We start from the raw sequence: 24,199 nt of genomic DNA, 5'->3' as shown, positions 1-24,199 counted from the left end.
CAGGCTGGATCGAGTTTTTATACTTGCACAGCAAACCACTCTCCATCACCAGCATGCAGTTTATGAGCTTTAAAATACTTAATTTTCATCAACGTACGTTTATTGTTTTTATACGTCAAAGAGATTGAAAATTAAGTACCAAACACGTTTGGCCCTTAGGATTCTAGTCAAGCGAATATTCACTGAACATCCCCAAATTGGGAGGTTTTACAAATATTCTGACTAAAATTGACCGTTCATCGGATACTCCGGCCAATCCTGAGCTGATAGAAAAAAGACCCGTCAATAGACAGGTCTATTTAAAATACGAGACATAATCTTTAATGAAGATGAGATTCAAACGCTTTCAGACGTTTGTAGATCGACATCAACTCGATAATCTTTGGCCAGGACAAAATCAGGTACTGGAACGATTCACGCACTTTATTAAATACATTCAGGATCTGCATCATCAAGCCTAAAGTAATCGCCCCTGCTGCAATACTCGGAAACAGTACAAACAGACCATAAATATTGTCGAGCTGCAAATACCAGATGCGTACCATATTGAAATAGGCATAGTGAAAATACAGACGGAAATAATTCCAGCGCACCCGGCCGAACAGTTCTTTTAGCGTTAGCGGTTGAGCACGTTCGGCATGATCTTCTCCATAGACCAGTTCTTTACGGTAAGCCGCTTCGACCTTCTGGTTATTAAACTCCAGTCCTGGCAGTTTCATACCAACGACCATCAATACCACTGTACCAAAAACCGCCCAGCCCAAGGATGCCCAGACCAGCGCATGAGTAATCTCACCCACAATAGGTAAGGTCTTGACGTGGCTTGAAAGCTTGTACAGAACCGGCAAGAAAGCCATCAGCAGCATAAAGGATTCAATAAAGGAAACACCGAGTTCTTCAGTACTGCGGGCAAAGCGCATAGTATCTTCCTGAATACGCTGTGAAGCCCCCTCGATATGACGCAGTTTTTCCCAGTAAGCCGTATAGTAATCATTCATTGCGGTCCGCCAGCGGAACACATAATGACTGACAAAGAACATGTTAAATACTGCCAGAGTGACATAGATCATCGCGATATAGATAAAGACCAATGCGCCCTGATAGAGCAAAGTCACGTCTCCACCACCACTGGTGAGCATCTTCTGGATCTGGTCATAGAAGGGACTGTACCATTCATTCAGTACGACATTGACCTGCACCCCAAACCAGATATTAAACAGGATAAAGGCCGAACCCCATACCGACCAGCGCTGCCAGGGATGCCGCGCTACCACATACCAGAATCCTGCAAAAAGTGCAGTTGCGATCAGGAACCAGAGATAAAACCACAGGAATTTCTGCGACCAGAAACGGCTAATATCAATCGCCATCGTCGCTTCATGGTAGCCTTCGCTAAAACCCACATAGCTGCCCCAGCTTGAACCTCCACTATGCCAGATCGTGAGGTTGATGAAGAACCACACCACCACGCTAAGAAAAAACCAGACGGGTTTTGGAAAGAAAGACTTAAACATGTCCTTTGCATGCTCCTTATTTTTAGTAGAACTCAGGCCAATCAATCATGATGAAATCTGCTGCAGTTTAAAGCAGTTCACAACAAGTTTTTCAGATTGATCAAAAAATATCTGCCTGAAAACTGCTTATTTTTATCGGCTTATTTATAAGCATGAATCATTATGTGTGTAGTGGACTGAATACTTATGTGACGAATCCTGTGATCAATCCTTTGTTGGTTTTAACATCAGTTAACAAGCCTGTACAGAACAGATACGATATATGGTTATTTTCCATCCTAAGCTACAGCGACATGCACTATTGAAAGGATTCATCTCAATTTTCATTTTGCAAAAACTACTAAATAACAAAGAAAAATTATGCTATCCTTGAATGGATAGTAAACATAATAACTCGCGGGAAGTTAAATCATGGAAAGCTCTGTAATTGAACTACTGAAGCCGATTACCCTGGAAAAAGAAAACTGTACGCCGATTATTTATGAAGAAGGTACAGTGCTGAAAGTAGTGATGCAAACACCAACCAGTCTATTGGTGACTACAGACAACCAGTTTAACTTTACTGTTGCACTCAAAGATGAAAATGAAATCTGGAGAGAGTTGTAATTCTGCTGATTAAAAGTTTGGGTTGGTGTCTGTTTTTCTTCCTCTCCTGAATACAGATCAATACCTTGCTGACAGCATTCTCATTTCAGTCCTAAAGCTGAAACAGATATAAAAAACCTCCCATCAAATCGGGAGGTTTTTTATTGTTTTATGAAAATGCAGAATCTTGAAACTTAATACACAATCAATATGCCAGTTGTAGCAGGAAGCGGAAAAGTCCTGCAATAATCGCCATCGTGAGAAAGCCCGCGAGCCATAACACAATAAACCATCCCGTCCGATTCAGTTTCATTCAATTTCCTCCGCAAACTTAATGATAGCCATCATCACCTACCCGAACCTTATCGCGGAACACCCAATAAGACAGACCGGTATAGAACAGAATAATGGGTATCAGAATCAGTGCACCAATCAGGGCAAACAGCTGACTGCTTTGCGGTGCAGCAGCTTCCCAAAGGGTAACGCTTGGCGGAATGATATAAGGCCACAGACTGATCAGGAATCCTGTATAAGCCAGAATCACCAGCGCCAAGGTATAAATGAACGGTGCAAATTCCTGACGGCGCTTACAGGCACGTAGCGCCATAAAGGTAAATAATAAAACCAGTATCGGCACCGGACTGAAATAGAAAATCTGTGGCTGACCAAACCAGCGCTCGGCAATCTGTGGATGTGCCAGTGGCGTATACAGACTGACTGCCCCAAAGATCAGTAATAACATCATGATGAGTTTTGGCATCAACTGAAACATCTTGTCCTGCAATTCATGATCCGTTTTAAAGATCAGCCAGCCACAACCTAAAGTTGCATACAGGGTGACTACACCGACTCCGGTAAACAGCGAAAATGGAGTCAACCAGTCCAGTCCACCACCGCTATAGATGCCATTCGTGGTTTTAATGCCCTGGATATAGGCTCCCAAGATCACGCCTTGCAAGAAAGAGGTCAGAACCGAACCACCAATAAAAGCGATATCCCACCAATGCTTACCCTTATGTGCCTTAAAGCGGAACTCAAAAGCAACCCCACGGAAAATCAGTGAGATCACCATCAGGATAATCGGCATATACAGCGCAGATAGCACGGTTGAATAGACCAGTGGAAAAGCCGCAAATAGACCTGCTCCACCGAGTACCATCCAGGTTTCATTACCATCCCAAACCGGTGCCACAGTATTCATCATTACATCGCGTTCATGCTGATCCTTAAAGAAAGGAAACAGAATACCGATGCCCAGATCAAAGCCATCCAGTACCACATACATCAGTACACCGAGCGCGATGATCGCAATCCAGATCAATGACAGGTCAATCATTTGTTATTCTCCTGATCACGTTGAGCACGCTCATCTTCTTCATTTTGCTCAAAGGTACTCATTGGACGTTTAGATGCACGGATGACTTCACCCTCAGTATGCGGACGGGCATGGATAAATTCTGGTCCTTTATGCATCATTTTCAGCATGTAATAGATGCCAACACCAAATACCACGCAGTAGACCACCACAAAGATAATCAGCGTTAGTCCGACCTGTTCAGCTGATACAGGTGACAGTGCATCACGAGTGCGCATGACCCCATAGACCACCCATGGCTGACGGCCCACTTCTGTAGTAAACCAGCCTGCCAGTAAAGCAATAAATCCGGAAGGTCCCATGAAAAATGCGAAACGATGTAACCAGCGCGATTCGTAGAAACGACCTGTTTTGCGCAGGATCAGACCTGCTAGTGCCATTAGCAACATCAACATGCCCAGACCGACCATGATACGGAAGCTCCAGAACACCACCAGCGAGTTTGGACGATCTTCAGGTGCAAAATCTTTCAAACCCTGCACTTCACCATCCATACTATGGGTCAGAATCAGACTACCCAAGTTTGGAATTCCGATTGCATATTTGGTTTCTTCTGCTTCCATGTCTGGAATGCCAAACAGATAAAGCGGCATGCCTTCACCACGGTTGGTTTCCCAGTGTCCTTCAATTGCGGCAATCTTGGCCGGCTGATATTCACGAGTATTCAAACCATGAAAATCGCCCACAATCACCTGTAAGGGTGCCAGCGCCAGAATCATCCACATGGCCATGGAAAAGGATTTTTTAACCAGTGCATCACGGCGACCTTGGAGTAGATGCCAGGCAGCTGTAGCCGCCACCAGCAGTGCCGAAACCAGAAAGGCAGCAATCCCCATATGCAATAGACGGTACGGAAAGGACGGGTTAAAGACAATCGCAAACCAGTCCTGCGGCATGATGATGCCATTTTCAATAATGAAACCCTGCGGGGTCTGCATCCAGCTGTTGGAAGACAAAATCCAGAACATGGAAATACATGTGCCAAGGGCAACCATCACCGTAGCAAAAAAATGGGTTTTCGGTCCGACCCGATCCCAGCCAAATAGCATGATGCCGAGGAAACCTGCTTCCAGGAAGAAAGCTGTCAAGACTTCATAAGCCAGTAGCGGTCCAGTGACGCTTCCAGCCACCCGGGAAAATTCACTCCAGTTGGTACCGAACTGATAGCTCATGACCACGCCAGAGACCACCCCCATACCAAAGGCCAAGGCAAAAATCTTGATCCAGAATTTGAACAGATCCCGATAAACCGGATCCTGGGTTTTGAGCCAGCGCCATTCCAGGACAGCCAGAAAGCTGGCCAGACCGATAGAAATCGCCGGGAAAATAATATGAAAGGAGACAGTAAAGGCAAATTGGATACGTGCCAGTTCCAGCGCAGTTAAACCTAAATCCATGTCGTCACCTTATTGTAGAATTTGTTGGTGAGAGAACTTCAGCTTAAATAGCTGAAATGACTTCATAATTTTGTAGTTTAGATGGTATGCGACTTTCACAATGTTGCAAATCTGTAGGACTTTAATATCTGCATGCTGCCCTTTTTTCAGGCTGAGCAGCTCCGCTCCGCCATGGATCAGCCAGGCGAAAATTGTCATGTTCATGTTATTTCACTCTTTAAAACGTTTTAGATAGCGGCAAGGTCGGACCTCGCCAGACTTGACGTGTTAAAACGCAATAGGAGGTGCCCTGCCTTGCGGTAGCAAATAGAGCCGTTGCAGGGAGAAATAGACGTGTCGGTAAACGGATTTATAGAAGCTTAGCTTGACCTGAATCCGATCAATAACCTCATCAATACCAAAATTAAATGGCAGGACAATATCACCATACACGGTACAGTACTGGCATTGATGGTTATGTTCATTATGGTCATGATGATGTCCGGATTCGGCATCCAGATGATCAATCAACGCGTGATAGCTTGCATGTACATGCTGATGCTGTTTTGGTGAGAGAAGATTATGTGTAATAGAGAAACAGACCGGCGCAATATGGTATTGCTCCGGTAATAGCGGCTGTAAATATACGGCAAACTGTAATAGCAAGGTTGCACATGCCAACAGTAGCCCACTACGTCTCAGCAAAACATTCTCTCGAATTGACCGAAGTGAAGGAGTATAAGCTTTATGCTAGATTAAAATCCAAGCAATATACTCAACTTTAATTATATAACCTTATAATATATATAATTATTATAAAAGCCCTATTTTCATTCTTAATTTTTATAGTTCGCAGATTCAAATACCAAGTGCGACATATTTGTAGTTAGTTGAAAAAGTTAGGTGTATTAAAATCATTAGACTTTTTTCAACTCGCAATTGGAAAGCACCCAATGAAGCAATACACCCAACTTTCTCAAGATGAAAGATACGAAATTTATGCTGCTTTGAAAAGCAAATCTTCAATCTCTACCCTTGCCAGGGAGCTTGGACGTTCTCGATCAACCCTTTATCGTGAGATCAAAAGAAATACTGGAAAACGTGGATATCGAGCTCAACAGGCAGAGAAATTTTCAAGTCAAAGACGATATCGATCCTCTTCACAAATGACAGATTTTGCTCTCGTTTATATTCGTTATCTGATTGGCTTAGATTGGTCTCCTGAGCAAATTTCAGGTGCTTTAACACAACGAGGTTGGCTTGATGTGCCTTCACATGAATGGATTTATCAGTATGTTTATCTAGATAAATCTAAAGGTGGTAAGCTCCACCTTCATTTAAGGCATCAAAAGAAATATCGTAAACGAGGTTATAAAAATACAGACCGTAGAGGCCAACTCGTTGATAGAACAAGTATTCACTGTCGCGATGAGGTCGTCGAGAAACGTCAACGCCTAGGTGATTTTGAAGGTGATACCGTGATAGGCAAGAATCACAAGGGGGCATTATTAACTCTGGTTGAGCGCAAAAGCTTGTATGTACATATCGTTCATTTGGGACAAACTAGAACCACAACTAAAACGATTTCGTGTGCTTTAGCATGTTTGCGCAGCAGTCATGCCTACAGTGTAACCTTTGATAATGGTAAGGAGTTCTCCGAGCACCGGCGGATAACGGAAGCAGGGATAGAGACGTACTTTGCAGATCCATACAAGTCGATTCAACGAGCCAGAAATGAAAATACCAATGGTCTGATCAGGCAATATCTGCCAAAATCATCTTCGTTTGATGAAGTGTCAAATGAACAAATAGAGCAGATAGAATTTGCTCTCAATCATCGCCCTAGAAAAACACTAGGCTGGTATACGCCTAGTGAAGTTATGGCTGGTTTTTATACTGTTGCACTTGCTGCTTGAATCCGCCGTTTTTTGAATATAAGAAATTAATTTTCATAACCCAAAGGACATTCAATTCAGGACAAGTTCAACCGCCCGCTTTTAACTGCAATTGCCGAGTAACAGAAATAATATCCTAAAGCTTAGAATCTCAACTTATTACAATGCCAGGATCAGATAGGTCATGCCATGTTCCAACTTTAGAATACTTTCCATCAGAAAGATTTATCTGAATGACCAGCCTGATCAGATCAAACAGACTTTGGCTCCAGTATTATATAAATTCACATTCTCGACAGCTCAAGTCCGGCCAACAGGAATCTGTTCTGGATGAGTTTCTTTATTGCATAGCACCCTACTACCTGGCTAAAACAAAGCTTCAGATTTGCTGAAATACCGGAATATCCAGCCACTGTGCATCCGGAAAGTTCTTTTGTAAATCTTGCTGCAAATAATGAATGGTATCCTGTGCAATAACTTCATCCTGAGCATCATTGGCATGGTTAAATGCCAGCGCATACAATTCAATCTTACGCTGCTTAAGCAGTTCCAGACTGAGCAGCGTGTGGTTGATGCTACCAAGACGGCCTGAGGTCACTAAAATCACCGGGAATTGCTGTGCAGCAATATAGTCTACAGTGAGCATTTCTTCAGTCAGTGGCACCATCAGACCACCTGCTCCTTCCAGCAAAACACGATCAAACTGTCCAGCCAGTTGCTGTGTGGCCTGTTCAATTTTTTTGAAGTCTACTGGACGCTGGTCCAAACGTGCTGCCAGATGAGGGGATGCCGGATAGCTGTAAATTTCCGGCATGGTCAGCTTTTGCTGATCTTCTGACAGCAAGCCGCAGCCCATAATCTTGCGATGCTGTTCGATATCCTCGGACAGATCGGTATTACCAGTCTGGATCAGCTTCTGGGTAATGGTGTGAATGCCCTGCTCATTCCAGATCTTAGCCAGAAAACCGGTGGCATAAGTCTTGCCAATACCGGTATCAATACCACTGACAAAATAGATATTTGTGTTCATGGGTGCTTCCGTGCTATGAGATAAATCGGGTGATAGGTCAAAGGATATTGCTGGCTGTCTGGCAGCTGGAATTGTTGATATTGCTCATAAAAAAGCTGTAAAGAAGATTTGTTCCAACGAAAACCGGCGGCTGTCGCCTGTACGCCTGTGGCTTTGATATGTTTCAGTACATCACGAGGATGTTCAAACTCCAGAATCAGATGCTGTTCCTCCTGCATCAGGACCTCATAACCACAAGATTCCAGCAGTTCAACTATTTGTGAAAGGGAGCGATATTCCAGTCCCTGCCCAGTCAGTGCCTTAATTTCTTTTAAGTTGTCCTGTGCATAGCTGGCAAAGCACAACCAGCCCGATGGATTTAAAGCCTGATGAATTTTTACCAATAAAGCTTCTAGTTGCTGCACCCATTGCAAGGCAGAACAGGACACTACTAGATCCAGCGATTGTGGTAATGGCAAAGTTTCGACATTGCCAATGCCCCAGTAAATCTGGGCATCTTCCTCAAAATGCTGTTTAACTTCTGGATAGAGATCGTTCAGGAATAACTGGTCGAAACTGTAATGCTGCAACAGCTGGCGGGTAAACAGACCTGAACCACAACCAATTTCCAGAATACGCTGTAAATGTGGTGGGACATGCGACCGCATATCCTGGAGCAATTCAATTGTTACCCGACGCTGGGCAATCGCATGCTGTTCATAGCTGGACTGGGCCTGAGCAAAACGCTGCGCAACCTGATCGGTTTTCATCGTGGTAACTCCTGCAGGACATCCAGCAACTGTTGCAGCTGTGCCGGACTGACCTGTTGATGCAGGCAAATTCGTAATCTGGAAGTATTTTTTGGCACAGTCGGTGGACGTACTGGCAGCACATAAAAGCCTTTCTGCTGTACATATTCTGCGGCAGCCACAGTTTTGGCTGCATCGCCAATCATCATCGGCACGATTTGCGAACTAGATGGACAGGCATAACCCAGGGCCTGGACGCTTTGATGGCAACGGTTGGCCAGACTGGCAAGCTGCTGACGCTCCTCCTTCATGTGTTGCATTTTCTGGAAAATAAAATGCGTCCAGGCCATACAGATGGGTGGCTGTGCGGTACTAAAAATGAGTGGACGCATGCTGTTGATCAGATATTCACGAATAACTGGATGACAAACCAGATAGCCGCCCACCGAAGCCAGTGCCTTACCAAAAGTTCCGACCAACAGGTCAATTTGATCCAGCACCTGATACTGCTCGGCACAACCTAGTCCGCGTTCACCACGCACACCAATGGCATGGGCTTCATCCACATACAGCATGACTTTATCAAACTGCTGCTTGAGTGATACCAATGCGCCAAGATCAGTTTCATCACCATCCATACTGAAAATGGATTCGGTAACGACAATAATGCGCTGAATATTTTCATCTGTCTGATACTTTGCTAAAAGCTGCTGCAGATGCCCCAGTTCATTATGCCGGTAGCGTACATAACTGGCATTGGACAGGCGGATGCCATCAATGATGCTGGCATGCACCAGCTTGTCGGCAATAATCATGGTCTTACTATCCGCCAGTGCGGGCAGAATCCCGATATTCATATGATAGCCGCTGTTAAATAGCAATACGGATCGGCCAAATGCCTGTGCCATACTGGCTTCCAGCTGTTCATAGGCCGGGAAATTTCCAGTCAGCAATCGCGAAGAGCTGGCACTCATCTGCCGCTCAGCAAGCGAAGTCAGATCAAAAAATTCTTTACGCAGTTGCAGATTGGCCGCCAGACCAAGATAGTCATTGGATGCCAGATTCAGCATCTCAACCCCATTCAGCTGAAGATAAGGCTGGCTGGAAATATCCTGCTTAAACTGGCGGTACTGGCCTTGCTGTTTCAAATCATCCAGTTGCTGCTGAAAATGTGCCAGATGCTTCATGCTCTTGCTCCCATTGCCTGAATCATCTCGCACATATGCGTCAGTAAAGTTTGAAGTTGTTCCTCAGAAATCACAAATGGCGGCATCACATAGACCAGTTGGCCAAAGGGGCGAATCCATACACCACGGCGTACACATTCTGCCTGGAAGCAGGCCAGATCAACAGGTTGCTGTAGTTCTACCACGCCAATCGCGCCAAGAACGCGGATATCCGCAACCTGTGGCAATGCATTTAATGGCTGTAAATGGTCTTTTAACCGCTGTTCAATCTGTTGCACGCTTGCCTGCCAGTCCTGTGACAGCAAAAGCTGGGTGCTTTTGAGTGCCACTGCACAGGCCAGCGGATTCGCCATAAAGGTCGGGCCATGCATAAATACCCCGGCTTCACCGCTGGAAATGGTTTCTGCGACATGTGCAGTTGTCAGTGTGGCAGACAAGGTCATATAGCCGCCGGTTAACGCCTTACCCAGACACATGATATCCGGGCTAATAGCTGCATGTTCACAGGCAAACAGTTTGCCACTCCGACCAAAACCAGTCGCGATTTCATCCAGAATTAACAGAATATGGTAACGGTCGCACAGCTGACGTACCTGGCGCAGATATTCCGGATGATACAGGCGCATGCCGCCTGCCCCCTGCACGATCGGCTCAATAATCATGGCTGCGATCTGTTCATGCTTTTCTGCCAGCAGCTGTTGCAGTGGCTGGATATCTTCCGCGTGCCATTCACCGTCAAAACGACTTTGTGGTGCCGGAACAAAATAACGGTTCGGCAGACTGGAACCAAAGATCTGGTGCATACCCGTCACTGGATCGCAGACTGACATGGCATTCCAAGTATCACCATGATAGCCGGAACGTGTAGTCACAAAATTGCTTTTCTGTGCCTGATCACGGGCATGCCAGTATTGCACTGCCATTTTTAAGGCTACTTCCACAGCCACCGAACCAGAATCGGCATAGAAAATCCGATCCAGCGGCTCTGGAGTAATTTCGATCAGCAGTTTGGCCAGATCAATCGCCGGCTGATGGGTTAGGCCACCAAACATGACATGTGACATGGATTGCAACTGGGTCTGCACCGCCTGATTCAGCTCTGGATGGTTATAACCATGAATCGTGCACCACCAGGATGACATCCCATCAATCAGCTGCGTGCCATCTTCCAGCTCAATTACAGCACCATGTGCCGCCCTCACCTTGTAACAAGGCAAGGGATGGGTCATGGAAGTATATGGATGCCAGATATGCTGCTGATCAAAAGAATCGTGCACGGAAAATAACCTAAACAATAGCGCTGTCCTGATCTTAACGGTTTAATTCTGAAATGAACATCCAGTGGAGATTCAGATGTTTTTTGATTCATAAAGATCTGGTAAAAATTGCAAGATTGGCTCAATGACCAAACTGGTATCGAACAGGATGGCATCATGCGCAGCCGTAATTTTTACAAAGTTCAGATTTCCTGCTTTTATATCTGCAATATTTTGTATAACTTTGCAGGGAACTAGCATATCTTTTTTAGAATTTATAAATAGCATCTTGCCCGGATAGCTTTTTAAGATCTCTACCAAATTCAATTGTTCTAAAAGATAGAGATGAGCCTGCTGATAGGATAAATCAATATTTACCAAGTGCTCCTGTAAATATTTTGCCCGTTCCCGTGGCGCAGCTGAACCTAAAGTTACCAATGTACAGAAGCGTTGCAGAGCCTGTTGAGGTTGTGACATCACCGCATGTTTAAACTGCTCATACTGCACTTTGGGCATAGCATGAGGCCAGTTTTCTTGCGCCACAAAGCAAGGATTGGACATACAGGCAATTACGGGCTTGGCTATTTGTAGCTGCTGATAGATTTCATGAGCCAATAACAAGGCGAGTTGTCCTCCAAGTGACCAGCCGATCAGTAGATCTTTATCGGCTGCAGCCTGTACTTTTTCTGCCAGTATTGCTGCATTATTCGGGTCAAAGATATCCCAGACTTCGATCTGATGCTGTAGTGTTAACTGCTGTTCTAGCTGCTGTACAAATTCATTCAGCACCTGAGTACCCAGTCCCCAGCCACTGATGAGCAGAATTTTCATCAATCCTGTTCCCTATTTTTTTGTTGTCATCTATTCAATAAAAAAGGGACCGATTTCTTTCGAAATGATCCCTGATATACAGCTGCAAAATTTAAGCAGGCTGCATGGCATCCATAGCGAGCTCACGACCAGTTTTCTTCGGTGCTTCGGCTTTTAATCCCAGCTTGGCAAACAGGGCTTTGTCCTTGCCTTCACCACTATTCGGTGCAGTCAACAATTTATCACCGGAGAATAAGGAGTTAGCACCTGCCATGAATGCTAGGGCCTGATCCGAATCAGATAGAGATTCACGGCCTGCAGACAAACGAATATAGCTTTTTGGCATGATGATACGTGCTACGGCAATCGTCCGAATCCAGTCAATCACATCCAGTTTTTCCACATCGGCGAGCGGTGTTCCTTCGATTGGCACCAGCATATTGATTGGCACCGATTCCGGATGAATTGGCATAGTCGCCAGTTCAAACAATAATCCCACACGATCCTGTTTACCTTCACCTAAACCGACAATCCCGCCACTACATACATTGATCCCAGCTGAGCGAACATGGTCCAAAGTATTTAAACGATCGTCAAAAGTTCGGGTACTGATGACATTGGCATAGTATTCACGCGAAGTGTCGAGGTTATGATTGTAATAGTCCAGACCAGCATCTTTTAAACGTTCAGCCTGGGAAGCATTCAACATCCCTAAGGTCATGCAGGTTTCCATACCCAGTTTTTTTACTTCCTGAATCAGTTCCAGTACATAAGGCATATCGCGCTCATGCGGATTCCGCCATGCTGCGCCCATACAGAAACGGGTCGATCCTGATTCTTTCGCCTGCTTTGCTTCAGCAATGGCTTTTTGTACCTCTACTCTTTTTTCAATTTCCAGATCAGTATCGTAATGGGCAGACTGGGAACAGTATTTACAGTCTTCCGGACAACGACCGGTTTTAATAGAGAGCAAGGTGCTGACCTGTACGGTATTGGCATCAAAATGCTCACGGTGAATTTGCTGTGCCTGAAATAGCAGATCCATCAGTGGTTGATCATAAAGTGCCTGAATCTCGTCACGCGTCCAGTCATTGCGAATCATAGTCTCAACATCAATGTTAAAAAAGAATGCAGAAATAATACGCGGTTTTTTAAAAAATGGTTTAGCCTTTTCTATCAAAATTTGAAGGAATGGCGCTAATTTATAAGCTGAGCTTTTCAATCAATTACAATTGTATGCTGCAAGATTTTATGATTTAAGCTGCTTTAATCCTTATTATTTATATATAAAAATTATAAATAAAATTCTCAATTTCTGTCTTGATAAAGATTAATAATGAATTTGCAACTTACTCACTATCAAGCTCCCAAAAGCCAGTAAAACCAAGCTTATGGCAGAAAATTTAGAACCCTTGGCTCTAAAAATCCAAGGGCTTTTTTATAAAAGTATTGTTTAACTCAAGCTGACAATTCATTAAAGTTTAAATCTGAGTCGGTACAAATAAAAAGCGCGAGATTTTTAAAATTTAGCTCAATCTATGTCTATTCATAAAGTGACTCGCTTCATCGGAAACATCAGATATATAAGCTGTATCAGTCCACATAACTTAACCACGAACCGCTGCCTGAATTATTGCTACATCAATTTTCTTCATTTTAAGCATGGCATCAAATACCCTTTTTGCTACTGCAGGATCTGAACTGTAAGATGCTTCAAGTAAAGCCATGGGGATAATCTGCCAGGAAACTCCCCATTTATCCTTACACCAGCCGCATTCACTTTCTTGCCCATTATTGTTCACAATCGCATTCCAGTATCGGTCCGTTTCTTCCTGATTTTGTGTGGCCACTTGAAAGGAAAAAGCTTCATTATGCTTAAATTCTGGTCCACCATTTAAACCAATACATGGAATACCCAATACCGTAAAATTGACTGTAATGACATCTCCCTTTTTTCCTGACGGATAATCTCCAGGGGCAAGGACTATTGCCTCTACTGACGAGCCTGGAAAGGTTTGCGCATAAAACCGTGCAGCCTCTTCAGCATCGTGATCGTACCAAAGGCAGATGGTATTTTTTGCAATATTCATGATCTCACCTCTGCGTAGAGATTAAGAGATGACGCATTTGTTTAGCCATGCTTTACGCTTTTGAGTGGCTAAACAAATTTATCTGTGCATTCTATATTCGACCTAAGCTGGCAAAACGCCAGTTTCTTTATTGTGTTTTTATTCTTCGAATTGTAATAGCAGGTATTTCTTGATCTGCTGCACATTTTATAAAGTGCTTTGTAGCTGTTCTAAGCCACTAAAATGTTTATAAAGTTGTCGAGGTCCAAGTCGACAATATGCCTTGCTTTTTCATTTGCGCTGATTACAGACCGCTACTTTGAAAATACCTCAATCGGTCGGAAACCCCATTTCTATCATCAATGCGGTGGCCGGGGTAATTGGTGTTTTCCTACTGTATAAAGGCTGCCTGTATCTATCGTGAAAATATAGAAGTGGAAAAACTGACAGATTAAATTCCTTCCCCACAGTAAGGCCCTCAATTATTTAAGGGTTTTTTCTTTCTTTGTAGAAAATCAATTTAAAACCAAGTTCTGCATATTTCAATTTTTCAGTTTCTTTTCCTAGAAACTTGAGCTCAGCAAGCCTTACAAAATAGCTCGTTTAAGACGACTTAGCCTTACAAAAAGCTACATTTACCGTGCATTAATTTCCTGGAATTATCCAAAAAATATTTTTTATGAATAACATTAATTTATGTTATAAATTAACCCCATATTTTACTAAATTATTTATTACGTAATTAAATTACGTATTGAATAATATTCAAGATCCAGTATGATGAGTTAAATTCCTTCTTTTTCTTGTGTGCATCAGGAATCGATGCAGTTCAGCAAGTCAAAGAAGTCAGGCAAACGGATTTGTCTTCTCAATATAAAACGGCAGTCATACCTCCGTAGAGCCTGAACAAGACAGTAAAAGATGAGCAATAGGATTGCTTTTAAATAATGAGGATGTTGTATGAATGAATTAGCCAATCCATTAGAACTGTGTGGATTCGAATTTATTGAATTCGTCTCTGAAGATGGCCAGCTGGATCCTGTTTTTCAAACCATCGGATTCACAAAAGTGGCGAAGCATAAATCGAAAAATGTTTACTTATGGCGCCAAGGTAATATTAATATCATTCTGAATTATCAGCCTGAATCATATGCAGCATATTTTTATAAAGAGCATGGCCCTTCTGCCTGTGCAATGGGATTCCGCACCAAAAATGCTGCGAAAGCCTTTCAAAAAGCAATTGAAATAGGTGCCGAGCCAATTTACAACAAAATTGGTCCAATGGAGCTGAACATTCCGGCGATTAAAGGCATTGGCGGTTCTCCAATCTTCCTGGTGGATTGTGACATTTACCAGAATGATTTTATTTTCTTTGATAACGTTCCATCCCGTCCACTGGGTACAGGTTTAAATGAAATCGATCATTTAACCCATAATGTGTATAAAGGCCGTATGCAGTACTGGTCAGATTTCTATGAAAAGATTTTCAATTTTCAGGAAATCCGCTATTTCGATATTAAAGGTGAATACACAGGCCTGACTTCTAAAGCCCTGACAGCACCAGACGGCAAGATCCGTATTCCACTGAATGAAGATTCAGATAAAGGTAATGGTCAGATTGCTGAATTCTTAAATGAATTTAATGGTGAAGGCATTCAGCATATTGCCTTTATTTGTGATGACCTTCTGGAAACCTGGGACAAGCTTAAAGCCTTAGGTACCACGTTTATGACACCACCGCCAAGCACCTATTATGAAATGCTGGATGAGCGCTTGCCAAATCATGGTGAACCGGCAGATGAACTGCAAAAACGCGGCATCCTGCTGGATGGTAATACCAAAGACGGTAATAAACGCCTGCTATTACAGATTTTTTCTGAAAATATGATTGGTCCGGTGTTCTTTGAGTTTATCCAGCGCAAAGATGACGATGGCTTCGGTGAAGGGAATTTTAAAGCCTTATTTGAATCGATTGAACGTGATCAGATCAAACGTGGCGTTCTGGACATCTCGAAAGCCTGATCTTTGATTAAAATATACCGATGCATATAGTGTCATATGCATCGGTATTACTGCCTCTGTTTCAACATATACGCTTATATAAAACTTAAGATTCTGCACCGATGACGGTATAAAAATAATAAAGCCCATCATCACTGTTCAGTACTTAATCTCACATGGATGATGAATAAAAATGCAGCATATTGAACAAGGAAACCTGAAAAAGGGTTTAAGTAACCGGCATATTCAACTTATTGCACTGGGTGGTTCCATTGGTACCGGCCTATTTCTCGGCATCTCACAAACCATCAAGCTGGCCGGACCTTCCGTTATTCTGGGTTATGCCATTGCAGGCTTGATTGCTTTTCTAATGATGCGCCAGTTGGGTGAAATGATTGTACATGAACCTGTCAGCGGTTCTTTTAGCCATTTCGCTTATAAATACTGGGGCAAGTTTGCCGGATTTATGTCTGGCTGGAATTATTGGGTACTGAATATTCTGGTCTGTATGGCCGAATTAAGCGCTGTCGGCCTGTATGTGCATTACTGGTGGCCTGAAATCCCAACCTGGGTGTCTGCGCTCGGCTTCTTTATTTTCATTAATGTGATTAATTTGCTTCATGTCAAATTATTCGGAGAAATGGAATTCTGGCTGGCGATCATTAAAGTCGGTGCCATTATTGCCATGATTGCTTTCGGCAGTTATTTACTGGCCAGTGGCAATGGTCACAGCCAATCCAGTCTGGAAAATTTATGGCAATTGGGTGGCTTCTTCCCAAATGGGATTATGGGTCTGATTATGGCGATGGCCATGATCATGTTTGCTTTTGGCGGTATTGAACTGGTCGGCATTGCAGCGGCAGAAACAGATAACCCGAAAAAAACCTTGCCTAAAGCAGTGAACCAGATTGTTTACCGTGTTCTGTTATTTTATATCCTGAGCCTAGTGGTGATTCTATCGCTTTATCCTTGGAATATGATGGCGCAAGGCGGTAGTCCTTTCGTGCTGATTTTCGATTCACTTGGTAGCCAGACAGTGGCCGCAGTTCTGAATTTTGTGGTTTTAACCGCAGCGATTTCGGTTTATAACAGTACTAATTACTGTACCAGCCGCATGCTGTTGGGATTAGCTCAACAAGGTAATGCACCCAAATTTTTAGCTAAAATCAATCAGCGCGGTATTCCGGTCAATGCTGTTATGGTCTCGGCATTCTGTACGCTCCTATGTGTCTTGTTGAATTATCTGGTGCCAGAAAAAGCCTTTAGCATGCTGATGATGCTGGTGGTCGCAGCCATTGTGATTAACTGGGTAGTAATTTCCTATACTCATTTAAAATTCAAGACCTCAATGAACCGCATGCAGACCAAAACAGATTTTCCAAGTGTGGCTTACCCATTCACTAACTATTTATGTATCGCATTTATGGGCGGTATTCTGCTGATTATGAGCAGCACCCCGGATATGCGTGTTGCTGTCATCATGATTCCAGTCTGGATTGGTATTCTCTCGGTTGCCTACTTCTTTAAGCGCAAACAGGAATCTCAGACGGCTATGTTAGACAGCAGCAAAATTAGCACATTACCAGAAGCGTAATCGCTTATTGATTAGATTAGGATAGATTCATGTTTCAACATATTGATACTTATGCCGGCGATCCGATTCTCTCTTTAATGGAAGAATTCAACAAAGATCAGCGTAATAACAAAGTTAACTTAAGCATCGGCCTGTATTACAACGAAGATAATATCGTGCCGCAGCTAGACTCAGTGCAAAAAGCCTATACTTACCTGACCCCTGACTATAATAAAGTTCGTGTTTACTTGCCGATGGATGGTCTGAACAGCTTTAACCAGGCTGCACAGGAATTAATTTTTGGAACTTCCAGCCCTGCCCGCGAGCAAGGCCGTGTAGTTACGATTCAGACCTTGGGCGGCTCAGGTGCGCTAAAAGTCGGCGCTGACTTTTTGAAAAAATATTTTCCAGAATCTGAAATCTGGGTGAGCCAGCCGACTTGGGAAAACCATATTGCCATCTTTAATGGCGCTGGTATTCAGACCCATTTCTATCCTTATTATGATGCAGAAACCAATACCGTTAATGTACCGGCGATGCTGGATTGCTTAAAACAGCTGCCAGCGCAGAGCATCGTGCTACTGCATCCCTGCTGTCATAATCCGACCGGGGCCGACTTACAGCCACATGAATGGGATCAGGTGATTGAAGTTTTAAAAGCCCAATCTTTAATTCCTTTCCTGGATATGGCGTATCAAGGTTTTGGTCAAGGGCTGGAACAGGATGCCTATGCCATTCGTGCACTCGATCAGGCCGGAATGAACTTCATCGTGAGCCATTCATTTTCCAAAATCTTCTCTTTATATGGAGAACGTATTGGTAGCTTAAGTTTTGTCTGTGATGACGCTACAAGCGCACAAAATGTTTTAGGCCAGTTAAAAGCTACAGTTCGCCGGATTTATTCGAGTCCAGCGGCCAATGGTGCGCTATTGGTCAGTCAGGTGTTAAATAATCCTGAACTGTTTCAGCAATGGCAGGCTGAAGTTGAAGAAATGCGCCAGCGTATTTTACGTATGCGAGGCTTACTCAAAGAAAAATTGTCTCAGGCACTACCAGAACTTGATTTCAGCTACCTGACCCAGCAACAAGGCATGTTCAGCTATACCGGCTTAACTGCTGAGCAAGTGGATCTGTTAAAACAGCATTACGGTATTTATCTGGTCCGTAGTGGCCGGATGTGTACAGCGGGTCTGAACCTCAGCAATATTGATTATGTTGCAGAGTCGATGGCTGCGGTGATCAAAATGCAAAATGAAGCTGAACCGTTGATTGCTTAAAAATAATTAAGTTGTTAGAAGCCTTCTAGCTTAAGTGCTGGAAGGCTTTTTTTATGAATAATGATTTGATCTTTTTAAATAAAAATAGGGTCAGATAAGGCTCTTTGAACCGTACCGGGTTTGTCGGAGAGTCAATATTTGGATATAAAAAAGATCCAGTACCCTATCAGGACTGGATCTATGTAATGACTATAAATTGTATGTAATAGAAGAAAGTATTAGACAGCCACCTGTGGATTAAACAAGGCATCAATCTGTTTTTGAATCCCTAGCAGATAATCAATAGCCTGTTGCATCTGATCTGCTGGCAACTGGTCTTCTGTTCCGATACAGGTAATCACATGATCAAGCTGTCGGCTGAAGTTATATACCGGAATGGCCACTGCATGGATGCCCGCCATCATATCACCGGTCACTGACGCATAGCCCTGCTGCAGAATTTTCTCTTTAAGCTGCAAGAATTCTTCCCCGTTCGCAGGATATTGACCTGCTTTAGCGCTACTCGCCCACTCTTTTTCCAGCAAAGGCTTGATGATGTGTTCTGGCTGAAGGCAGGCATGTAAACGACCAGTTGCTGACTTTAGCAAAGGCATACGCGAGCCGACCCGGGTAATAATATTAAATACATGATTGGATTCAAGCGACTGAACCACCACCGCACCATCAGCAAACCATTTGCTGACATGAATACTGCAATTTAAATGCTGCTGAATCTGCATAATATATTTTTGGGTTAATTCCAGCATATCGGTACGTTTTAAGGCATTGACCCCAAATGCGTGAGCACGCTCACCCAGGCTATAACGCCCGTCACTGAGCTGCTGGGCATACCCTTTACGTATCAGACTGACCACATAGCGATGCACTTTTGCAGGATGCATAGACAGGACTTCTGACAGCTCTTTTAACATCATCGGTGCATTATGTTCAGTCAATGCATCGAGTACAGTTAATCCTACTTCTAGAGACTGCACCCCTCCCTGTAATTTTTCTTCCTCAACGCTCATCGTTTCATCCTGCATATACGCATTAATTTTCATGGTTCTATCAAGCCATTGTACTACTGAAATCAAAAATCTTGCTCAGCCAAATCTGATTCCAGATTCAAATCATAGCCGCATTTTAACAAATTTACATTATTCATAATCAAATTATTTATTGCGTAATTCAAAAATATAAGTATGATTCTGTATAGAACTTAAATTTTCCACGGAAAGGATCCCTATTTATGACGACACGTTTAAAGTCATTTGTCGACATCGCTCCTGATTCAGATTTCCCTTTAGAAAACCTTCCTTACGGTATTTTCAGTGATGAACAAAACGCCCAACCGCGTGCCGGGGTGGCACTTGGAGAATGGGTAGTTGACCTGGCGGTATTGGAAGCAAAGGGTTATTTAAATCTGGAACAAGTTCAGCAATTTTTTAACCAGCCAACCTTGAATGCTTTTATTGAGTCAGGTAAAGCCAACTGGTCTAAAGTACGTATGGAATTACAAAAGTTACTGTCAGCCAATCATGCCGAATTGCGTGACAATCAGGAACTTCGTGATCAAGTTTTCTTTAAACAGTCAGACGTCACAATGCATCTGCCGGTGTATATTCCAGGCTATACCGATTTCTATTCATCCAAAGAGCATGCCACCAATGTCGGCTGTATGTTCCGCGATCCGAAAAATGCTCTGTTAGCCAACTGGTCAGAACTTCCAGTCGGTTATAACGGTCGTGCCAGCTCCGTAATTGTCAGCGGGACAGAGATCGTGCGTCCATCTGGACAGATCAAATTACCGGATTCTGATCGCCCAGTATTTTCAGCATGTCGCAAACTCGACTTCGAACTGGAAACCGGCTTTATTATTGGCAAACCAAATAACTTAGGTGAGCCCATTGCAATTGAAAATGCCTGGGATCATATTTTTGGTATGGTTCTATTCAATGACTGGTCTGCACGTGACTTGCAACAATGGGAATATGTGCCTCTAGGGCCGTTCAATGCCAAGACTTTTGCCTCTTCGATCTCGCCATGGATCGTGACGTTGGAAGCACTTGAACCGTTTAAAACCAGTTCACCTGATCAGGAGCCAAAACCGCTGGCTTATCTGCGTGAAGATAACAGCAGCAATAGCTATGACATTAACCTGTCTGTTGAAATTCAGCCTGAAAATTCTGACCAAGCTGATGTGATCTGTGAAACCAATTTCAAATATATGTACTGGTCAATGGCACAGCAACTGGCTCATCACACCATTGCCGGCTGTAATGTACAGGTTGGTGATCTGATGGGTTCAGGCACGATTTCCGGTCCTACGCCAAATTCTTATGGTTCATTACTGGAAATTACCTGGAATGCCACCAAACCACTGACTTTGTCGAATGGTGAACAGCGTACGTTCATTCAGGACGGCGATACCGTGATCATGAAAGGTCATTGTGAAAAAGATGGCCTGCGTATCGGTTTCGGTGCTGTGAGCGGCAAAATCCTGCCAGCGATTAATTTCGGTTTTACTGAATAGTCCGGGGTGAGCTTATGACCATGCAACTGTATACCTATTTTCGGAGTTCAGCCGCTTACCGAGTTCGTATTGCACTCAACCTGAAAGGACTCGAAGCAGAACATATCCCGGTTCATCTGGTGAACAATGGCGGCGAACAGCATAGTGAAACATTTCGTCGGGTCAATCCGGGAGAGCTGGTCCCTGCATTGATTGAAGATGATTTCACGCTGACCCAGTCGCTCAGCATGATTGAATATCTGGAAGAAAAATTTCCAGAAACTCCCCTGCTGCCCAAGGATTTGCAACAGCGTGCCCTGATCCGGGCCTTTAGTCTGAATATTGCCTGCGACATTCATCCCTTAAATAACCTACGTGTACTTCAATACCTTAGTAAAACCCTGAATGCCAGCGATGAACAGAAAACCGAATGGTACAGACACTGGGTTATTACCGGCTTAAAAGCACTTGAAGCTCAATTGACACATTCAAATGGACAATTCTGTTTTGGAGATCAGCCGAGCCTTGCAGATTGCTGTCTGATTCCACAAGTATATAACGCCAAACGTTTCAATATCGATCTTTCAGATTTCCCAAAAATTGAATCGATTTATACCCATTGCAATTCACTGGACGCTTTTCAAAAGGCTGCACCCGAAGCACAACTGGATGCAGCATAAAAACATATAAGGATATAACCATGACCATTCAAATCGAAAAAATTCACCATGTCGCCTACCGCTGTAAAGATGCCAAAGAAACCGTAGAGTGGTACAAAAAAAACCTGAACATGGACTTTATTCTGGCTTTTGCTGAGGATCATGTCCCATCTACCAAGGCTTTCGATCCGTATATGCACCTGTTTCTGGACGCAGGTAATGGCAATGTCTTGGCCTTCTTTGAACTGCCAACCCAACCGGAAATGGGCCGTGATGAAAATACCCCGAAATGGGTACAGCACATTGCCTTAAAAGTGAAGGATCGCCAGGCATTAGTTCAGGCCAAAGAACATCTGGAAGCCAATGGCGTGGATGTACTGGGCATTACCAATCATGGCATTTTCCATTCGATTTACTTCTTCGATCCAAATGGTCATCGCCTGGAACTGGCTTATGATGATGAAAAAGCACACCAGAAAATTGCCATGATTACCGAAGCAATGAAGTATGACATGCTGGAACAATGGAGCAAAACCAAACGCGCACCTTCACATACACACTTCTTGCATGCGGATGAATTAGACCAGAGCGCTCGCGAAGCCAAGATGGATGCTTAAATTTTTAAAGGAAGGGATTTCTGATGAATAAAGTCATTGCGAATGCTCAGGAAGCTTTAGCGGATATCGTGGCAGATCATCAAACACTGGCGGTCGGTGGATTTGGTTTATGCGGCATTCCTGAAGCACTCATAGAAGCCTTAAAAAATACCGGTGTCACCGACCTCACCTGTATTTCCAATAATGCGGGGGTGGATGACTTTGGTTTGGGTAAATTGTTGCGGACCAAGCAGATAAAAAAAATGATTTCTTCTTATGTCGGTGAAAACAAGGAATTTGAACGTCAATATTTAAATGGTGAGCTAGAAGTAGAGCTGACGCCCCAAGGAACACTGGCAGAAAAACTGCGTGCGGGTGGTGCTGGAATTCCCGCTTTCTACACCCAAACCGGTGTCGGCACATTGGTTGCTGAAGGCAAAGAAGTCCGTGAATTTGAGGGTAAAGAATTTATCCTGGAAAAGTCATTAACCGCAGATGTGGCACTGGTCAAAGCCTATAAAGCAGATAAGGCCGGCAACCTGGTCTTCCGTAAAACTGCACGTAATTTTAATCCTGAATGCGCCATGGCCGGGAAAATCACTGTGGCTGAAGTTGAACAGATCGTAGAGATTGGTGAACTTGATCCCGATGATATCCATCTGCCTGGAATCTATGTGAATCGCATTGTCGTTAATGCTTCACCAGAAAAACGCATTGAACAGATGACCTTAAAGGCGGGAGCATAATCATGGCTTGGACTCGAAATCAAATGGCTCAACGTGCCGCACAGGAACTTGAAGATGGGTTCTATGTCAATCTTGGTATCGGTTTGCCAACACTGGTGGCCAACCATATTCCGGACAATATCAACGTCTGGCTCCAGTCTGAAAATGGCCTGTTAGGCATTGATGAATTTCCAACTGTAAAAACCGTTGATGCAGACCTAATTAATGCAGGTAAACAGACGGTGACTGCCCGTAAAGGTGCTGCCTTCTTTTCCAGTGCGGATTCCTTTGCCATGATTCGCGGTGGGCATGTCAATATTGCGATTCTGGGAGCAATGGAAGTTTCCGAAACGGGTGATCTGGCAAACTGGATGATTCCAGGCAAGAAAGTCAAAGGTATGGGCGGTGCCATGGATCTGGTAGCCGGTGTGCAGAAAGTCGTAGTCCTAATGGAACACATGGCTAAAGATGGTGCCTCGAAAATCGTTCCTCAATGTACTTTGCCACTAACAGGTAAAGGTGTGGTCAACCGGATCATTACGGATCTCGGTGTCATGGATATTACTTCACGCGGAGTGGTTCTGGTAGAACTGGCTCAAGATGTCACGCTGGAGCAGATTAAAGCTGCAACTGGGGTGGAGATGATTACGGATGCACTTGAAGCTGCCTGATCTGCTTCTACTGAATAATCAAAGCAGCGAAGCTGCTTTGATTATTCTTATGAAATATTCCTTTAGCATCGTAATTACATTGAAGGTAAAGAATATTTTTCTATAATATTCATGTCCTTGCCATAAAATTTAAAAATTCCAATAAAATTTTATGAATGTAATTCACCTTATTTGATCAAATAAAATTATCTTTATTTCTATATTCAAATAAATTTGCGGAAGAACTAATTTTTTTTGGTTTATAGTTTTTTCATTAAGCTCAATAAAACTTATAAAATTTAAGATTCAGAACTATTCACACACTAATTTATATTGAAAGTGATCACTAAAGATAATGATGATAATAAAATTTTAATTAGTAGAAACAATACTCAACAAAAA

General features: G+C 43.4%; 23 protein-coding genes and 1 pseudogene. 11 read left to right on the top strand and 13 right to left on the bottom strand.

What is annotated here, in order from left to right; genetic code table 11:
- Positions 1–320: 320 nt before the first annotated feature.
- Complete coding sequence (sbmA, locus tag IHE35_RS03545) at positions 321–1,514, bottom strand: peptide antibiotic transporter SbmA (RefSeq protein WP_242789333.1); 1,194 nt, start codon at positions 1,512–1,514, stop codon at positions 321–323.
- A gap of 411 nt (positions 1,515–1,925) precedes the next feature.
- On the opposite strand from sbmA, the gene IHE35_RS03540 reads away from it, so the two are divergent.
- A complete protein-coding gene (locus tag IHE35_RS03540; RefSeq protein ID WP_242789332.1) occupies positions 1,926–2,120 on the top strand; it encodes a hypothetical protein in 195 nt (64 codons plus the stop codon).
- A gap of 184 nt (positions 2,121–2,304) precedes the next feature.
- Here IHE35_RS03540 and IHE35_RS03535 read toward each other — a convergent pair whose 3' ends face one another.
- The 4 genes from IHE35_RS03535 to IHE35_RS03520 all read right to left on the bottom strand — a co-directional run bounded on the left by IHE35_RS03535 (position 2,305) and on the right by IHE35_RS03520 (position 5,555).
- Positions 2,305–2,412 carry a DUF2474 domain-containing protein gene (locus IHE35_RS03535; protein ID WP_242789331.1) on the bottom strand — a complete coding sequence of 36 codons (108 nt, stop codon included), beginning with the start codon at positions 2,410–2,412 and terminating at the stop codon, positions 2,305–2,307.
- An 18-nt stretch (positions 2,413–2,430) separates the two neighbouring features.
- Positions 2,431–3,435, bottom strand: coding sequence for a cytochrome d ubiquinol oxidase subunit II (cydB, locus tag IHE35_RS03530; protein ID WP_242789330.1), 1,005 nt, complete (start codon positions 3,433–3,435; stop codon positions 2,431–2,433).
- On the bottom strand, positions 3,432–4,871 hold the full coding sequence (locus IHE35_RS03525; RefSeq protein ID WP_242789329.1) for a cytochrome ubiquinol oxidase subunit I: 1,440 nt from the start codon (positions 4,869–4,871) through the stop codon (positions 3,432–3,434). The genes cydB and IHE35_RS03525 overlap by 4 nt, the downstream gene beginning before the upstream one ends.
- A 267-nt stretch (positions 4,872–5,138) precedes the next feature.
- Positions 5,139–5,555, bottom strand: a complete 417-nt coding sequence (locus IHE35_RS03520) for a DUF2946 domain-containing protein (protein ID WP_242789328.1) — start codon at positions 5,553–5,555, stop codon at positions 5,139–5,141.
- 248 nt (positions 5,556–5,803) lie between these two features.
- Here IHE35_RS03520 and IHE35_RS03515 point away from each other — a divergent pair, with 248 nt between their 5' ends.
- Entirely contained in the window at positions 5,804–6,766 is a 963-nt protein-coding gene (locus tag IHE35_RS03515) for an IS30 family transposase (RefSeq protein WP_180182461.1), read from the top strand.
- Between the two features lie 358 nt (positions 6,767–7,124).
- On the opposite strand, the gene bioD is transcribed toward IHE35_RS03515, so the two are convergent.
- From bioD to IHE35_RS03480, 7 genes are all read right to left on the bottom strand, one after another.
- Positions 7,125–7,775 carry a dethiobiotin synthase gene (gene bioD / locus IHE35_RS03510; protein WP_242789327.1) on the bottom strand — a complete coding sequence of 217 codons (651 nt, stop codon included), beginning with the start codon at positions 7,773–7,775 and terminating at the stop codon, positions 7,125–7,127.
- On the bottom strand, positions 7,772–8,524 hold the full coding sequence (bioC, locus tag IHE35_RS03505; RefSeq protein ID WP_242789326.1) for a malonyl-ACP O-methyltransferase BioC: 753 nt from the start codon (positions 8,522–8,524) through the stop codon (positions 7,772–7,774). Before bioC ends, bioD begins: the two co-directional genes overlap by 4 nt.
- Entirely contained in the window at positions 8,521–9,690 is a 1,170-nt protein-coding gene (locus tag IHE35_RS03500) for an 8-amino-7-oxononanoate synthase (RefSeq protein WP_242789325.1), read from the bottom strand. The genes bioC and IHE35_RS03500 overlap by 4 nt, the downstream gene beginning before the upstream one ends.
- A complete protein-coding gene (bioA, locus tag IHE35_RS03495) occupies positions 9,687–10,967 on the bottom strand; it encodes an adenosylmethionine--8-amino-7-oxononanoate transaminase (protein ID WP_242789324.1) in 1,281 nt (426 codons plus the stop codon). The genes IHE35_RS03500 and bioA overlap by 4 nt, the downstream gene beginning before the upstream one ends.
- Positions 10,968–11,039: 72 nt before the next feature.
- Positions 11,040–11,777, bottom strand: a complete 738-nt coding sequence (locus IHE35_RS03490) for an alpha/beta hydrolase (RefSeq protein WP_242789323.1) — start codon at positions 11,775–11,777, stop codon at positions 11,040–11,042.
- A gap of 91 nt (positions 11,778–11,868) precedes the next feature.
- Entirely contained in the window at positions 11,869–12,858 is a 990-nt protein-coding gene (gene bioB / locus IHE35_RS03485; protein ID WP_008305604.1) for a biotin synthase BioB, read from the bottom strand.
- A 505-nt stretch (positions 12,859–13,363) separates the two neighbouring features.
- On the bottom strand, positions 13,364–13,846 hold the full coding sequence (locus tag IHE35_RS03480) for a VOC family protein (RefSeq protein ID WP_242789322.1): 483 nt from the start codon (positions 13,844–13,846) through the stop codon (positions 13,364–13,366).
- A 276-nt stretch (positions 13,847–14,122) separates the two neighbouring features.
- On the opposite strand from IHE35_RS03480, the pseudogene IHE35_RS14695 reads away from it, so the two are divergent.
- From IHE35_RS14695 to IHE35_RS03465, 4 genes and pseudogenes are all read left to right on the top strand, one after another.
- Positions 14,123–14,280 (top strand): annotated as a pseudogene (locus IHE35_RS14695) (MFS transporter); the annotation flags it as partial.
- 505 nt (positions 14,281–14,785) lie between these two features.
- On the top strand, positions 14,786–15,847 hold the full coding sequence (hppD, locus tag IHE35_RS03475; protein WP_242789321.1) for a 4-hydroxyphenylpyruvate dioxygenase: 1,062 nt from the start codon (positions 14,786–14,788) through the stop codon (positions 15,845–15,847).
- A gap of 172 nt (positions 15,848–16,019) precedes the next feature.
- On the top strand, positions 16,020–17,420 hold the full coding sequence (locus IHE35_RS03470; protein WP_242789320.1) for an amino acid permease: 1,401 nt from the start codon (positions 16,020–16,022) through the stop codon (positions 17,418–17,420).
- Between the two features lie 29 nt (positions 17,421–17,449).
- Positions 17,450–18,676 carry an amino acid aminotransferase gene (locus IHE35_RS03465; RefSeq protein ID WP_242789319.1) on the top strand — a complete coding sequence of 409 codons (1,227 nt, stop codon included), beginning with the start codon at positions 17,450–17,452 and terminating at the stop codon, positions 18,674–18,676.
- A gap of 218 nt (positions 18,677–18,894) precedes the next feature.
- Here IHE35_RS03465 and IHE35_RS03460 read toward each other — a convergent pair whose 3' ends face one another.
- Complete coding sequence (locus tag IHE35_RS03460; RefSeq protein ID WP_242789318.1) at positions 18,895–19,716, bottom strand: IclR family transcriptional regulator; 822 nt, start codon at positions 19,714–19,716, stop codon at positions 18,895–18,897.
- Positions 19,717–19,904: 188 nt separating this feature from the next.
- Here IHE35_RS03460 and fahA point away from each other — a divergent pair, with 188 nt between their 5' ends.
- Genes fahA through IHE35_RS03435 form a run of 5 tightly spaced genes read left to right on the top strand, consistent with a single transcriptional unit; the run spans position 19,905 to position 23,818 of the window.
- Positions 19,905–21,188, top strand: a complete 1,284-nt coding sequence (gene fahA, locus IHE35_RS03455; protein ID WP_242789317.1) for a fumarylacetoacetase — start codon at positions 19,905–19,907, stop codon at positions 21,186–21,188.
- Between the two features lie 20 nt (positions 21,189–21,208).
- Positions 21,209–21,847 carry a maleylacetoacetate isomerase gene (maiA, locus tag IHE35_RS03450; protein ID WP_242789945.1) on the top strand — a complete coding sequence of 213 codons (639 nt, stop codon included), beginning with the start codon at positions 21,209–21,211 and terminating at the stop codon, positions 21,845–21,847.
- Between the two features lie 20 nt (positions 21,848–21,867).
- Positions 21,868–22,443 (top strand): VOC family protein, encoded by a 576-nt coding sequence (locus tag IHE35_RS03445; RefSeq protein ID WP_004893350.1) that lies wholly within the window; start codon positions 21,868–21,870, stop codon positions 22,441–22,443.
- 23 nt (positions 22,444–22,466) lie between these two features.
- Positions 22,467–23,168, top strand: a complete 702-nt coding sequence (locus IHE35_RS03440; protein ID WP_242789316.1) for a CoA transferase subunit A — start codon at positions 22,467–22,469, stop codon at positions 23,166–23,168.
- 2 nt (positions 23,169–23,170) lie between these two features.
- Complete coding sequence (locus IHE35_RS03435; protein ID WP_242789315.1) at positions 23,171–23,818, top strand: CoA transferase subunit B; 648 nt, start codon at positions 23,171–23,173, stop codon at positions 23,816–23,818.
- Positions 23,819–24,199 lie beyond the last annotated feature (381 nt).

Origin of the sequence: Acinetobacter sp. ASP199 (genome assembly GCF_022700675.1) — a bacterium.
Taxonomy (GTDB): domain Bacteria; phylum Pseudomonadota; class Gammaproteobacteria; order Pseudomonadales; family Moraxellaceae; genus Acinetobacter.
The sequence above is the reverse complement of the archived record's forward strand: the minus strand, read 5'-3'. Positions and strand labels throughout refer to the sequence as shown.